The sequence below is a fragment of the Mesorhizobium sp. M7A.F.Ca.MR.362.00.0.0 genome (genome assembly GCF_004023175.1).
Taxonomy (GTDB): Bacteria; Pseudomonadota; Alphaproteobacteria; order Rhizobiales; family Rhizobiaceae; genus Mesorhizobium.
Map to the genome: position 1 here is coordinate 1 of NZ_RZTF01000015.1, position 14508 is coordinate 14508.

At 59.4% G+C, this 14508-nt stretch carries 12 protein-coding genes and 5 pseudogenes; 5 read left to right on the plus strand and 12 right to left on the minus strand.

Features of this window, described 5'->3' with window-relative positions:
• Nucleotides 1–182: 182 nt before the first annotated feature.
• On the plus strand, nt 183–263 hold the full coding sequence (locus EOC06_RS41630) for a hypothetical protein (RefSeq protein ID WP_245469321.1): 81 nt from the start codon (nt 183–185) through the stop codon (nt 261–263).
• Nucleotides 260–889, plus strand: a complete 630-nt coding sequence (locus EOC06_RS03960; RefSeq protein ID WP_128307155.1) for a hypothetical protein — start codon at nt 260–262, stop codon at nt 887–889. The genes EOC06_RS41630 and EOC06_RS03960 overlap by 4 nt, the downstream gene beginning before the upstream one ends.
• Here the strand turns inward: EOC06_RS03960 and EOC06_RS44755 are convergent.
• Entirely contained in the window at nt 855–983 is a 129-nt protein-coding gene (locus EOC06_RS44755) for a hypothetical protein (RefSeq protein WP_135907184.1), read from the minus strand. The two genes, EOC06_RS03960 and EOC06_RS44755, sit on opposite strands and share 35 nt — an antisense overlap.
• A gap of 3 nt (nt 984–986) precedes the next feature.
• Nucleotides 987–1100: pseudogene (locus tag EOC06_RS45085) on the minus strand (hypothetical protein); the annotation flags it as partial.
• Nucleotides 1101–1754: 654 nt separating this feature from the next.
• Here EOC06_RS45085 and EOC06_RS40010 point away from each other — a divergent pair.
• Nucleotides 1755–1895: a hypothetical protein gene (locus EOC06_RS40010; RefSeq protein ID WP_164546995.1), complete on the plus strand. Its 141-nt coding sequence runs from the start codon at nt 1755–1757 to the stop codon at nt 1893–1895.
• Here the strand turns inward: EOC06_RS40010 and EOC06_RS03970 are convergent.
• Together EOC06_RS03970 and EOC06_RS03975 are read right to left on the minus strand one after the other, a co-directional pair.
• Nucleotides 1864–2136 (minus strand): annotated as a pseudogene (locus EOC06_RS03970) (IS256 family transposase); the annotation flags it as partial. The gene EOC06_RS40010 and the pseudogene EOC06_RS03970 sit on opposite strands and share 32 nt — an antisense overlap.
• Before the next feature lie 485 nt (nt 2137–2621).
• A complete protein-coding gene (locus EOC06_RS03975; RefSeq protein WP_127388388.1) occupies nt 2622–2828 on the minus strand; it encodes a hypothetical protein in 207 nt (68 codons plus the stop codon).
• Between EOC06_RS03975 and EOC06_RS45090 the strand changes: the two are divergent.
• Both EOC06_RS45090 and EOC06_RS03980 read left to right on the plus strand, forming a co-directional pair.
• Nucleotides 2827–2997: pseudogene (locus EOC06_RS45090) on the plus strand (DUF6499 domain-containing protein); the annotation flags it as partial. The gene EOC06_RS03975 and the pseudogene EOC06_RS45090 overlap by 2 nt on opposite strands.
• 115 nt (nt 2998–3112) lie before the next feature.
• Nucleotides 3113–3628: a DUF2285 domain-containing protein gene (locus EOC06_RS03980; RefSeq protein ID WP_224570032.1), complete on the plus strand. Its 516-nt coding sequence runs from the start codon at nt 3113–3115 to the stop codon at nt 3626–3628.
• Between the two features lie 784 nt (nt 3629–4412).
• Here the strand turns inward: EOC06_RS03980 and EOC06_RS03985 are convergent.
• The 8 genes and pseudogenes from EOC06_RS03985 to EOC06_RS04020 all read right to left on the minus strand — a co-directional run.
• Complete coding sequence (locus EOC06_RS03985; protein WP_128307159.1) at nt 4413–5888, minus strand: NAD-dependent succinate-semialdehyde dehydrogenase; 1476 nt, start codon at nt 5886–5888, stop codon at nt 4413–4415.
• Between the two features lie 405 nt (nt 5889–6293).
• The gene (locus tag EOC06_RS03990) at nt 6294–7559 is read right to left on the minus strand and encodes a pitrilysin family protein (RefSeq protein WP_306462322.1); all 1266 of its coding nucleotides are present in this window, start codon (nt 7557–7559) and stop codon (nt 6294–6296) included.
• Nucleotides 7560–7568: 9 nt separating this feature from the next.
• Nucleotides 7569–8873: pseudogene (locus tag EOC06_RS03995) on the minus strand (M16 family metallopeptidase); the annotation flags it as partial.
• 274 nt (nt 8874–9147) lie between these two features.
• Nucleotides 9148–9420 carry a hypothetical protein gene (locus EOC06_RS04000; protein ID WP_024505391.1) on the minus strand — a complete coding sequence of 91 codons (273 nt, stop codon included), beginning with the start codon at nt 9418–9420 and terminating at the stop codon, nt 9148–9150.
• Nucleotides 9421–10821: 1401 nt separating this feature from the next.
• Nucleotides 10822–12150: a HAMP domain-containing sensor histidine kinase gene (locus tag EOC06_RS04005; protein WP_128307156.1), complete on the minus strand. Its 1329-nt coding sequence runs from the start codon at nt 12148–12150 to the stop codon at nt 10822–10824.
• Entirely contained in the window at nt 12147–12806 is a 660-nt protein-coding gene (locus EOC06_RS04010) for a response regulator transcription factor (RefSeq protein WP_127267036.1), read from the minus strand. The genes EOC06_RS04005 and EOC06_RS04010 overlap by 4 nt, the downstream gene beginning before the upstream one ends.
• A gap of 614 nt (nt 12807–13420) precedes the next feature.
• Nucleotides 13421–13854 (minus strand): annotated as a pseudogene (locus tag EOC06_RS04015) (helix-turn-helix domain-containing protein); the annotation flags it as partial.
• A gap of 244 nt (nt 13855–14098) precedes the next feature.
• Nucleotides 14099–14508: response regulator transcription factor (locus EOC06_RS04020; protein WP_245469320.1), on the minus strand; the 410-nt coding region annotated here is incomplete at its 5' end.

Here is a 14508-nt window from a genome sequence, read left to right on the forward strand (position 1 = left end):
TCCGTCCAACGCTGGATGCTCCCGACGACGATCCCTATGTCTGGCTTGAAGATGTGGAAGGCGAGCGGGCACTTGCCTGGGCCGCCGGCCAGTCGGCAAAGACCCTGAAGCACTTCAGTGGAACGCAGTTCGAGCGCGACCGCGCGACTCTGAAGGCAGGCCTGTTCCCTAAGCGGCGTCGCATCTCCCCCGGCCGAGTCGCATGGCTTGAATCCGATATCAGGGCTTGGATGGAAACTAGACCTGAGAGCCGCACCGCATGAATGTAGCCTCCCAATATCTGCCGCTTGTGGCGCATCACGAAGCCGGGCCCGCGGTGGCCGCCATCGTTTTGCACCGTCAGATGTTCGACGACGACCGTGAACTCCCTGCTTTCTCAAGTGTTAGTATTTACCCCGACGCCGGTGACGGAGAGTGCGGTGGTTTTGTCGAAGGCACGGTTTTCTATTCAGCGCAAGGATTCACCTCGGAGCGAAAGCCGATTTTCGAGAACGATATGGATCGACATTTCCAACGCGATGAAGCGATCCAAGTGATAGTTGCGTGTCTGGCAGGTCCTTTTGCAGAATCCGCATTCGAAGGCTATCTGGACCCGCGCGATATGGCGATGAATGCGTCCGATGGGAATGAGGGGAGCAGCGACTACGCGGATGCCAAGCGAATCTATGGTGAGTTGCGGTTCCTGATGCCGCGCCGCCCCCGTTGGAGGCGGATCGAAGATCGCACGGCCCGGCTAGTACTCGATCACTGGTCGGCCATCGAAGCATTGGCCGCGCATTTGCTGGTCAAGCATGATCTCCAATTCGATGAGGCTCTGACGATTGTTGCGCCGCATCTTCCGCCCATGCCAGCAGCTACGCCGCCAGAGCGTCATCCGCAGCCTGCTTGATCAGCCATTCGATGTGATTTGACCACATCTGCAACACCTCGCGCTTCTCCTTGACGTTGCTATAGAGATTGTAGATTTCGCCAATGTCTGTCAAGGACGCCGCCTTGTGATTCAGTATGTGCTCGATGACGTGTGGCAATACCTGCCGCCTGCCGAGATTTGTCGCGAGCGTCCTGCGCAGATCGTGAAGGGTCCAGTTCTCCAAAGCCACCCCGTCAGTATTGACCTTGCCGTCTAGAGCCTTCTTGCCCTTCGCGTAGCCTGAGAAGTGGCTTCTTTCGTTGCCCCTCGCAGGGAAAAAAACGTGTCATTGGTCTTCGGTACCGTCTGGGGGACCGACACCGCCAGTGTGGACAGCGGAATAAGCGTAGGCTCTTCGTTCTTCGTGCGGTCACCCGATAGTTCCATGTTCCGGCTTCAAGGTTGAGGACCAACGCATCGCGGCAACTTCCGTACGCCTCTGTCCGGTCAGAATGAGCAGCTTGACGATGGAGCCGAACGAATAGCCGATATCGCCCGGTTCGGGCTCACAGCCCGTTCATATAGCCGCCAGTTCGGCATCGTTCACCACTCGCTTGCGCTTGACGATCGGGGCCGGATCCGGATTTTCCAATCCCTCGCGGGGAAACCGCGGATGAGCCGTTGCGGCGGTTTGCGACACCAGTTGAAAAATGCCCGCATACACCAGAAGGCCGTGTTAGCCGCTTGCGGGTGACCCCCGGCGACGATCTTCTTGGTGATGTTAGCAATGTCGGTGTCGATCACATGGTGGATAGAGCGACTCCCGAGGGCAGGCACAAGATACCGGTTCAGGCTGGCCTCGACCAGTGCGGTGTTTTGAGGGTCGTTACTCGGCGGCCTGGAGGTGACCGCCATCGCCGTCCTCGGTATCGTCAGCGCTGATATGCGCCTGATCGGCAAGGAAGGCTGGCAGTTCCGATGGAGCTATGCTGGAATTTGGGTGACGAGGCTGATCAAGCGGCGCTCTGCGGCTTCGTTTCGATGACCTGGATTCCGTCCAGGAACCTGGCACCTGCGATGAGTTTCGGCAACTGATTTTGTCCTTTCAATCGTCGCCACTTCCTGGCCGCGGCCAACAGCTTGAAGACCATCAGCTGGGCGGTTTTCGAGGATAGCGAGCCCTTGGTACGCACCGTGCGATAGCGAACGGTTGCAAAGACGCTTTCGATGGGATTGGACGTTCGCAGATGATCCCAGTGTTGGGCGGGGAAATCGTAGAGCGCCAGCGACGCAAATTTGATCTTTCGTCAGGCAGTCGACCGCCTTGGCATACGCCTCGGCTTCAACTCGATCGCATGCGCAAGCAATTTGCGCGCGCCGCTGCGAAGTACATCCGTCAGGGTATCATCGATTTCGTCGGGCTGACGAAGGCGAACAATGTGTTGATAGTCTCGTTCATGGCGTATCACTCTCCTTGAGAGGTACTGGCAGGCTTCATCACCCGCCTCGATACGCCGCTCTCCTCAAGCCGCCATCATCCAGTTTCCGCCATGGCTCCCCCTGATTGATCCGCTTCACCTGTGCAACTGCACAGGCTGCCCTAGCGGGGAGATTGGCCTCCAATGGCGAAAACTTGCCGCAGGAGACCCTCCGATGACCGTGCCTATGGCGCCGCCGCTACGACAACTTGCCGACAAGCAGCGTGCGATCCACTGCCGCGCTACTGCGCCTTCAAGGGACGTCTGGATCGCGACGCAGGAGCCGATGACCGTTACGGGATCAATTCCAGGTCGCGCTGGCCGTCGCTGTGCCAGTTCGACGGTCTGGTGGCAATTTGGGCACATCTTCTGTCGCCGACAGTGGCGATGGCTGACGCTTCAACGAAACGGGGTCTTCGACGTCTGCTGCCTTCGCCGATGCTTTGCGAAGTGGCATAATGTTTCGACGCACGCAGGCGCGGGCAGGGGATGTCAGTCATGAATCTCCTGACTGGCGCGGATCAGGCCGATTGGCGGGATGAAAGATCATACGACTACACCGCTGGCCTGACGCTGCGGGAGTGGGCTTGGGAGTTCTTACGCCGCAATCCAGCGTTCCAGCGCGATCTGACCGCTGCGCGCCAGCATTGCAATACTTGGTCTCTCCAATCCTTTCTCGATATGGTCGCGTCGGCCGGCGACCTGTCACGCTGGGGTGTTCTGTTTCGCGGAGTCTTGTGGCCGCGCTTCGGTCGTATTCTGGTGTCCGCTCTGGTGCGTCCATGTGCTGCCGGTCATTGCGGAACGGTTGCCTGCCTCGTCGCCGACACCGCCGTTCGAACTCTCGGCATTGCCCTGTCGTGCAATCGTCCTGCTGGCGCCCGACAAGAGCCAGCATGTTCTTCTTCGCAATGCGGACCACGCGCTGCAGCTCGCCGTCTCGGGCGCGAATATCCTCCACCCTGTTTGCCTGCATACGCAAGCCATCTGGCCCGCGGTGCTTTTAAAGCATCGACTGAGGGGACTGGAGTGCCTCAATGCTCTCAGTCTAGGGCAACAGTTGCCCCCCCGCTTGTTTGCGCCGGAAAAGCGCGGCGTTCGTTTGTCCTTCGTTCTTCGTGCGCTCGACGGTTCGCTCGCCGGAGCACCTCATCGCGAGCTCGCCGAAGTTCTCATCGGTCAACGGCGCGTCCATGCCGACTGGGCGGATCCTCGCGATCATCTGCGCGACCGCATCCGTCGGGCCGTCTCGCGTGGCCGCGCGCTCATGAATGGTGGCTACAGAGATTTCCTAATTTGAAAAGCGACAGTCCGCGCTGTGCGTCGGTGGATGAACGTTCGCTCGCAGCTGTACCCGTCACCAACAGTTCGCCCGCCGACAGGACTGCATGGCGCCTTGCAAGTGCGCTCTGGTCTAGCTTGTCGATGCCGAAATGAGATGGGCGAGGGTGCCAAGGCGGTGGTTCATTAGGGCCGGCCTCGACCTGGACGCACATCATTGGTCGGAAAGCGGCGTGCACCGCAATGTCGCCATAGCAGCCAAGATCCTTTGAGGCCGGACCTGCAGTCCTGTTGGACCGGCGGGTGCAACAATATGGAGGGATCTGAGGCCTCACACCGTTCCCTGGTCGACAGCTCGGTCAACATAGCACCCACCGCTTGATTATGGAAATGGTGTGCCTGGAGTGCAGCGAGTAGCGGCTTGCTGCGCACTGTCCTAAGAATAGCAGTCATGACCCGTCTGGGGTTCTGCAACACGACGATTCAACCGCTTGGGCATTGTCGCATATCCCACAATGTAGAATGCGCAACAGGGCAAAAGCTGATCCATCGGCGGTTTATCAATGCTTTTTGGCTTGGCACGGCACATGCAACGCAATCGGCAAAAGGCGCACGAACTGAGTGGCCCATCGGCCCTAGGAGCGCTGACTTATGCCCTCCCAAGGCATGTCCGGCCCGGCAGCGAGCTCAGTCTCCTGCCGGGCATCCGTGTTTCAGGTCAACGGCGTTTGGAACTTCCAATTAGGTGGCGGCATTGGCCGCAGGCCGCCCCCCGGTGGGGCGGAGAGACAGTGCAGCAGGTTTCAAATCCCGCCCATGCAAAGATATTTCATTTCCAGATAGTCCTCGAGGCCATGACGGGAACCCTCCCGCCCGATGCCGGATTGTTTGATCCCGCCAAACGGTGCCGCCTCCGAGGACATGCGTCCCGTGTTGATGCCAACCATGCCATATTCCAGAGCCTCTGCCACACGCCAGACCCGCTTCAGGTTTGAGGCATAGAAGTATGCGGCGAGGCCGTAGATCGTGTCATTGGCCTCGCGCACGACCTGATCCGCATCGTTGAAGCGAATGATCGGCGCGAGCGGCCCGAATGTCTCCTCTTGCGCGACTGCCATGACGCTGGAAATCTCGGTGAGGACCGTGGGTTCGAAAAACGTGCCATTCTTGCCGATACGTTGGCCCCCACATCGTATTGTGCCGCCTTTCGCAATGGCATCTGCGATGTGAGACTCGATCTTGGCCAGAGCATGCCTGTCGATGAGCGGTCCGATGTCTACTCCGGCACCGAATCCGTCGCCAACCGACAAGTGCCGGACTTTCTCCACGAATTTCTTGACGAACTCATCGTGAACGCTCGATTGGACGTAAATACGGTTCGCCGAAACGCAGGTCTGGCCGGCATTGCGAAACTTCGCCTGGATCGCACCGTCAACAGCAGCGTCGATGTCGGCATCATCGAAGATGATGAAAGGTGCGTTGCCGCCGAGCTCAAGGCTAACCTTCTTGATCTGGTCAGAGCACTGACGCATCAGCAGCCGCCCGACCTCGGTCGAACCGGTGAAGCTGATCTTGCGGATCTTGGAATTGGTGCAGAGTTCACGGCCGACGCGATCACCTTCGGACGCATAGATCAGGTTGACCACGCCATCGGGAAAGCCGGCCTGATGGGCAAGGGCGAACATTGCGCCAGCCACGAGCGGCGTCTGTTCAGCGGGCTTGAGCACGATCGTGCAGCCCGCAGCCAAGGCCGGCGAGATCTTGCGCGCCACCATGGAGGCCGGGAAATTCCATGGCGTGATCGTGCCAACAACGCCGATGGGCTGCTTGATCACTAGCATTCGGCGGTCTGTCGAGGGTGCCGAGATCGTCTCGCCATAGACGCGATTGGCCTCCTCGGCATACCATTGCAGATACGCCGCCGCATGCGATACCTCTGACACGGCTTCGGCAAGCGGCTTGCCCATTTCCGCGGTCAGAATCGCGGCGAGATCGCCTGCATGGTCGATGATCAGCTGATGCCATCGCCAAAGAACGTCGCTACGCTCTCGGGCAGTCAACGCGGCCCATCCCGACTGCGCAACATAGGCCTTGTCTACCGCAGCACGTGTCTCCTCCACGCCCATATCGGGAAGCTCTGCCAAAACTTCGCCGGTCGACGGATTGACGACCTCGAACGTCTTATTGCCAACCGGTCTGCCGAGTGCCGGCAGGCGGTCGATGGCTCCAAACAGGTGCGGGGATTTCAGACGGCGGATCATCGGCAGGCACAGGGGCAATACCGGATTCCTCCTCAACGCAGCGAACATCCAGGTCGACAGGCCGTCGGTGTGTATTCTGCACCAGCGGGTTCGTCCTAGGGCCTCGGCAAAGCAGTTGGTAGACCAAACATACGACAACAGTTCCGTTAGTTTGAGTGCCCGCGGTTCATCAGTTGATGGATTGAGCAGCCGGATGTTTGCTTCATCCACCCGCTGCCTGCTGGTGGCGTGCGAGTGTATTCTGCAAAAGGCGGCATGCATGCTGAGGAGCGCCTTTTCGGCGAGAGGCCCCTGGACCGCCAATGCCGCGCAAGGCCCGCGAAACGACTCCGCGGGTCTGCATGATCTGCTTGGCCCACCGGCCTCCATATTCGCTCTTCCCACGAGAAGCCCCAAGGAAGAAGGAAGGCGAGATGAGTTTCTTTACTTATCCTTGCCGCCCAGCGGCGGGCCGACCACCAAAATGGCGGGCTCGGCCGAAAGCAGCTTCTTGGCCGCCGCCTTGACCTGTTTGAGCGTCACCCGACCGATGCTGCGGGCGCGACGCTGGTTGTAGTCGACGTCGGCATTTTGAATCTGCAAATCCAGGAGCCGGTCTGCAATCGAGCTGGTCGAGCCCAGACGGTCAATGGCATAGGTGCCGATCAGGTGCTTCTTCGCCGCCTTGAGCTCGGCCCCGGTCGGTCCTTGCTGCGCCATCTGCTTTACCACCTCTCGCACGATGCTCAGCGTTTGGGCGGCGCAATCCGAGCGTGTCTCTGTCGTAACCAGAAGCTTGTCAAGGGTCAGTTCAGAGCTGACATGATAGGCAAGGCCGCGTTTTTGGCGTACCTCCTCGTAAAGGCGGGAAGTCAAGTATGAGCCGCCAAGGATGTCGTTCATCAGCACGGCGGCGTAGAAATTCGGCGCGCTACGCTTCACGCCAGGCCAGGCCAACGTTAGCGAAGTCTGCGGCAGGTCGTAGTTCTCCTCCACCAGTTGACCGAGTTTCGGCGCGACATCGTAGACGGGGACGAGGGTTTGTTGCTCAGGCAAATCACCAAACAGCTGGTCAAGCCTTTCCCTCAACGTGTTCGCGTCAATGTCACCCACCACGGCAATATGGAGCCCGTCGCGAGCGAAAATGGCCTGGTGGAAGGCGAGGAGGTCGGACGGCGTGATGCCGGCGAGGCTCTCTTTTGTGCCTTCTCCCGGCCTTGAACAAGGATGCGCGCCGTAGATCGCGCGCAGCCATTTGCGCTGAGCGATTGCGCCAGGGTCTCGCTCGCTGCCGACGATGCCGGAGACAATCTCGGCGCGGACGCGATCGATCGGCCCCTGGTCGAAGCGCGGCGCGTTCAGCGCGAGCCGAAGCAGGCCGAACGCGGCGTCCTGCTTTTTGGAAAGCATGCACACCGATCCGTAGATGTCGTCGCTTTGCGCGTCCAAACTCATTTCGGCGCCGGCATCGTCGAGCTTCACCTGGAAGGCATCGCTGTCGTAATGGCCAGCGCCTTCGATGAACAGGCCGGCCATCAGTTTGGCCATCCCCTCCTTCCCGACCGGGTCCTGCGTGGTGCCGCCGTTGAAGGCAAAGCCGATGTTGACGATTTCCACTGTGTGGTCCTCCACCAGCCAGGCGATGATGCCCTTTTCGGACTTCACCTCCTGGATGTTCATCGCAGCATGGGGCTGAGCGCCGAGCGTCATCTCTTGATTCTCCGTCTTGGGCAAGAGATAGCCCGTGGTCGAACGGTCGAACGCGAGATAGCGGGCGGCAACTGCTTTGATTTGCGCGGCGGTAACCCTGCGGATGCGAGACGGCCGTTCCTCGACATCTTTCACGGTGCCGCCGGTGGCCAGCGTCGAGCCGTAGATGCAGGCGAGGTCGTCCTGGTCGTCTTCGGCAAAGATCATATCGCGCACAAAGCGCTCCTTGGCCTTGCCCAGTTCCTCGCTGCTGACACCATCCTTGGCAATGCGAGCGACTTCGGCAGCGGCCGCCGCTTCGAGATCGGCCAGCTTGGCATCGCCGCGCGGCGCGCCATAGATGGCGAACCTGGTGTCGTCGAGCATGGTGCCCTGGAAATAGGCGCAGGCGCTGGAAGCGATACCTTGCTGGACAGCGAGCGCCTGGTAAAGCCGGCTGCGGTTACCGCCGCCGAGGATTTCGGACAGCAGGTCGAGCGCTTCGGCCTCGCCCGGCTTGGCGGTATGGTAAGACGGCACCACCCACTGCGTCGAAAAACTGGGCACGCTGACGCGGGCGTCGGAGAGCGTGACGGTGCGCCTGGTGTTCCGCTCGGGCTCAACCGGCCGGATGCGCGGCGGCAGGTCGGGCCCGCGCGCCACCTTGCCATAGGTCTTCTCGGCCAGCACCTTCACCGTTTCCGGCTCGACATCGCCGGCCACGATCAGCACGGAGTTGTTGGGCCAGTAGTATTTTTCATAGAAGGCGGTGGCGTCGACGCGGTTCAGCTGCTCGATCTCCTGCATCCAGCCGATGATCGGGATGCGATAGGGCTGGTTCTGCCACAGCGTCGCATCGATCTCCTCATGGAGCACGTCCTGCGGGTTGGTGTCGGTGCTTGAGCGGCGCTCCTCGATGACCACGTCGCGCTCGGTCTTGACGACATCGTCGGTGAGGATGAGGTTTCGCATTCGGTCGGCCTCGAAGCTCATCATCAGCTCGAGCGCCGACGGCGCCACTGTCTGGTAGAAGGCGGTGTAGTCGGAGGAGGTGAAGGCATTTTGCGAGCCGCCGATCTCGAACACTGCGCGGTCGAATTCGCCGGCCGCATGGTTGGTCGTCGCCTTGAACATCAGATGCTCGAAAAAATGGGCAATGCCGGATTTGCCCGGCGGCTCGTCGGCGCTGCCGATCTTGTACCACACCATGTGGGTGACGATCGGCGCCCGGTGGTTGGGAATGACGACCACCTCCATGCCGTTGTCGAGCACGAAATCCGTCGCCTTGCCGTCCTCCCATGCGACGGGGATCGGAGCCGTCCTCGCGCCGCCCAACTCGGTCGCAACGGACGTCCTGCGAAGCCCGTGAGTGCGGGGCTTGCTTGGTAATTCTGATAGGGAGAGTGGGATTATGGGCTGGGTTCCTGGCAAAGTGATTTGTTCCTCATTTTGAAGGCTCTATGTCTCCCGACGCCTATTGGGAGAAAGTGGATCGGCACGCGACGCCGAGCCAGATGAGCCGTCAGCGTGTTACCGGGCCTGACGCGGGCCTCATCTTTGGATGCGTCCGGGGAACGTTGGCATGGTGAGGCCATGGGAATTCTGCTCGTTATCCATTGGGTGTTTGCGGATACCTGAGCATGCCCCGTGCCAAGTAAGAAAGCCCCGATTCGCAAGGTTTGATCCAACCTTGATACTTGCGATATCCGACATTGTCGGGCATCCGACAGAAAGCGCCTTTCGCCGGCGCGCCGGCTATGACGCTCGCCTCCTCCGGCGTGACGACGATCCTTTGGCGGGCGCCGCGCACACCGATCTGCCCGCCTATCAGCACCGCGACATCGAAGGACAGCGCGATCGTGACTGGATGGGTCTTACGCAAACATGCAGCAGTGCCACCGCGATCAGGACTTCATCCGCCCCACAAAGACCCGAGCGCGAGGGACGACGTGTAAGGCAACATGTCATCCTCGATAATGATGCCGCGCATAAAGAGGTAAGGTCCCTCGTCGTACCGGCGAGCCCCTTCGCTGGGTCTCGCGAGGGTCTGGTTTGCGAACGTCGACCGACAGCATCACGGCATGGGCGGCCCCATCGGTAGGCAAGCATTGACCGTGCCATCAGCGTTGAGGCAGCGCAGAGCCCAATTTCCCGGTGCCAGCCGGTACGTTGGAGCTTCAACTGTGGCCAGCCAAGCGGGCCGAGGCCGTGAAACTCCTGATACCCTGGACCGTCCGGATTGCAACGCACGACGCCTTGGTCTCGCGCCAACGTCCATTGACGCTCAGCGAAGCATCATGCGGACGATCTGGGAAAGCTTGGCCGGGCCGGCGCCTTCCCAGGCGCACGGGAAGAGCGACGACCCATGTGGACCTTGGATTTCACTACGCACTTACGCTGCTTTGGCCTTGTCAGCAGCCTGAGCATAAAGCGTGCTCAGCTTTCAGGGCGAGCCTCTTTCATGTTGATAGCATCTGTCGTCATTCAGGATCGCCCCATTTTCGCATGCCGCTTGCAGCTTTCAGACTGTTGTCAGCCAGGGCCGCCATAAAGGGTCTCGTTTAACGCATTCGGGAGGCTTCATGACTCGACCACATTAATTTCGGGCGGTTCGCCGGCGCTCCGAATGGCACTTAACACCAGATCCTCTCCAAACCCGTGATGATCCAAGAGGAAAACGAAAAATCCCTAAATCAGAAAAAAGCACCGATACGGTCGGCTCCAGGCTGATGAAATTGCGGTCTCACTGGCCACGCACGATACTTGCGATGGCGATGGCCATTGCAAAGGCCGGTCAAGCACCCAAGACGCTGACAAGCACGCCTCCGACCAAAGCTCGATCGTTGGCAGCCTTTCTAGCCGTATACTTGGGGCATTTTGGGACGGCGATCCGGACGTCGATTAAAACCTGCCGGTCGTCTAAATGGAATGGTTGGTCCGGGTCCTTACTGGACCTGCGCCAACCCGATCGGGCCGGCGCACAGGGGCACCCAGACAATTGGACACGTCGCCTTTGCGCGGCGGCTTGCACTTTCTCGGATGGCCTTTTTTCTCCCCGGGCGAAATCGAGCGAGCGGTGAGGCGGAGCCTTCGATTTTGCCGATCATGTCGTGTCGCTTCGATCGAACTGCTCAGACGATGATAGCGGCATTGATTGCCGCGGCCGAAATGCGTTGTGTGAAGTACGATTTCTACGCCGTATACATACTGCCGTACAGTTCGCCATGTCAGCAGCCTTGCCAGCAATCCGCCCTGTGTCCAACTGTCGTCGAATTCACCGGTGTCATTGAGGAATTCGTATGATCGCCTCGAAACCATCATTGCGACCGCGGGCGGGCGACGCAAGCTCTAGACTGCCACCGATCCGCTGGATAACCATGTTAGCGATATGTAGACCAAGGCCTGAGCCCGCAGCAGGAGTAGCACCACGACTAAATCGCTTTGTAAGCCCTTCGAGGTCGGGGAGGGGCACCACCGGTCCGGCGTTTGCAATAGCGATGGTTCCATCAGTTTGGACGGAAACTGTTGTCGGAACAGTGGGCAGTCCATGTATCAGCGCATTCTCGATCAGGTTACGAAGGAGGATCCCAAACGCATCGACATCCACTTTGCGCATCAAAGTGGGGCAGCCGTCGACGTTAAGATGCAGGCGTCCGGCATATTGCGGCTTTTTCCTCAGGTCGTCGATTTCCAGCCGAACCGATCGGACAAGATCGATCGCGTGATCCGCCATGCCAACCCCCGATTCGGCTTGAGCGAGCTGAAGCACTTTTTCGACAAGGCGGCCAAGGCTCGACAGCGCTTGCTCGATGCCGCGCGCACGCATTTTGGCCGACCCATTGGGAAGCTCGGCCACTAATCTCTGCATCTGAGCGATTGAACCTGCGATCGGCGTGCGCAGTTCATGCGCACTGTTTGCGGCGAACTCGCGTTCGGCCTCGAGAGCCGCCCGCAGACGATCGAGAAGCCGATTGACGGATGCCGCGATTGGAGCCAACTCTGCCGGGAAATCGCCCAAGTCCATTGGTGACAGATTGCCGCCGTCGCGCGATCCGATCTGCTGTCGCAGTACCTCGATTGGCCGCAGCGAGCGCCGGATCACGATCCACCAAACAGCTAAGCTAAAGGGCAGGAGCACGAGTGTCGGAAGGAAGACAAAAAGTGCGCCCTTCGCGATTGTGGTACGGCGGCCATCAAGCGGTTCGGCCAACTGATGATACACGCCGTCTTGGATCTCCTCTGTGTAGACGCGGTAATCAGCGTTTCGCCAAAAGCCGTTACTCAGGGGAGCATCAGGGAAGGGCTGCTGACCCTCTTCCGGTTCAGAAATAAGCACTACCCCGTACTTATTAATAACCTGCTCACGATAGGTCCAGTACTTTTCATAAGTTGGCAAGTGGTTATTGTATTGATCAACGTGTTTTCCATTCAAGACCTTGATCAGCTCTGGTTGTCTGTACTCTGCGCTCGCCTGGAGCAAGTCATCCGAACTTTCGTTTACATTATTGCAAAAAATGAACGCAGCAATGGTTGGGGCGGCGATCCAAACCAGGAGCGTTGCCCCGCCTAACCACGATATCAGCTTTCTCGTCATGCTGTTCGAGTTCGTCATGTGACCACGAGCCTGTATCCGGAGCCACGCACGGTTGCTATTCTATCCCCGCCGATCTTCTTGCGGAGCCGGCTGACATAAACCTCCACTGTGTTGCTCTCGAACTCCGAATTGAATGAATAAAGCGCGTGCTCGATCCTCCCCTTTGAAACGACCGAACCGGGCCGGCGTAGAAGGCAGTCGAGCACCGCCCATTCGCGTCCAGACAGGTGGACCTCCTGCCCGTCGCGGAAGAGGCGTCGCTCGGCTGCCTGTATGGAAAGCGTCCCAACCGAAAATTGCGGCTCCGGAAAATGCCCTTGGCGACGTGCCACTGCACGGATGCGTGCCGAGAGTTCCCCCAGATCGAACGGCTTGACCAAATAGTCGTCGGCGCCAGCGTTGAGCCCCTCGATGCGATGCGAAATCCGATCGCGGGCTGTCAGAATGATGACCGGCGTTGTATTAAGCCCCTTGATCAGCTCCCGCAGATAGTCGATGCCATTGCCGTCCGGCAGGTGAACGTCGAGCAAAATAAGGTCGTAGCCGGCCACAGCTGCATGACCGCGCGCTTCGGACAGGTTCTTGGCCCAGTCGACCGCGTGGCCACCAGCCACCAAATGATCGTGCACAGCACTTCTAAGGTCGTCGTCGTCTTCAATGAGCAGTATTCGCATCAGGCTGCCGAGCTCCGGTATGAGGGCAAGGCTCCTGCCTTATTGATCGAAGCTGACAGTAGGCTGAACCGGCGCCAGCGAATATCTGGGGGCTTTCAGGCTGCTGTCAGCTACAATTGCAAGAAAGGGGTCGTTAACAAAGCCAAACGAAGAGGCCTTATGAAACCCCTCCTGATCTCGGCACTTTTGCTCAATGTGACCACCGGCGGCTGTACACTGGTTGGCGGGCAATTCGACGTGGCGGTCAACGAATGGCAGCCGCGCCACGCGTCAATGTCCAGGCTTGAAACTGACAGGTGTCTTAAATACGAGGGCACCGTAGCGGGTGCCTCCAGTTATCGAACAGTGCCTAGCAGGTCAGAAGTGCACTTTGACCATAGGGGTCGTCCGTATTTTCGGCGCTCGCGAACAGAGTCGACGGTCAATCGATGCGCCACTGCCAGAGTCTGGAACGGTCAAGTGTTTGTTATCCCCCGTCCGGGCCATATTCTCTGCCGAGGACCAAGAAGGCCCTATTTTCGGTGCCCACGAACAGAGCCAACGGTATGCGCCACTGCCAGGGGTCTGGAACGGTCAAGTGTTTGTGATCCCCTGTCCCGGCCGTGTTCTCTGCCGAACTCGCCCTTGTAGTCGGCACACCAAAGATCGTTAGGGCGACAGCCGTTTGAAAGTGGTGTCCCCGTCGCCCTGTTGCGCCTGCGCTTGCGGCGCTCGACCATGCCGTGGCGGTCGAGCACGGCATGCACGGTCGAGATCGCGGGCCGGTGCACATCCGGATACAGCCGGGCCAGCCGCTCGCGTATCTTCGGCGCACCCCATGTCGGCTTGTCTTGCTTGAGGCGCACAATCAGCTTCTCGATTTGAAACGGAAGCTGATTGGCGTGGCGATAGGGCCGCCGCGATCGGTCCGTCAGCCCCTCCAGGCCGCTGTCGTTGTAGCGCGTGAGGATCTTGTAGCCGGTCTTGCGCGAGATATCGAACTCCCGGCAAAGCACCGCCATCTTCTCGCGTCCAGCAGCCGGGCGACGAACTTCAGCCGCTCTTCCATGACGTTGCACTCCTTCCAAGGCACCTTGCTCTCCTTGCAAAGGGCCGAAAGTGTAACCCATCTATCCGGAATGAACTGTCACCCATCTCTCGGGAAGGGCAGTCATGGCCAAGGCAACTGGAAGCCGAATTTTCTTTTAGAGTATGAATCAGCGCCGTCTGCCGAAAAGCGCGTCCACGATCTTCCCTTTTGAAACGACCGTGCAGGGCTGGGGCAGACGGTAGTCGAGCACCGCCCATCCGCGTCAAGTCAGGTAGACCTCCTGCCCGTCGCGGAAGAGGCGTCGCTCGGCTGCCTGTATGGAAAGCGTCCCAACCGAAAATTGCGGCTCCGGAAAATGCCCATGGCGACGTGCCACTGCATGGATACGCGCTGAGAGTTCCCCCAGATCGAACGGCTTGACCAAATAGTCGTCGGCTCCAGCGTTGAAGCCCTCGATGCGATGCGAAATCCGATCGCAGGCTGTCAGAATGATGACCGGTGCCGATTCAAGTTCCTTGATCAGCTCCCGCAGATAGTCGATCCCATTGCCGTCCGGCAGGTGAACGTCGAGCAAAATAAGGTCGTAGCCGACCACAGCTGCATAATCGCGCGCTTCGGACAGGTTCTTGGCCCAGTCCACCGCGTGGCCACCAGCCACCAAATGATCGTGCA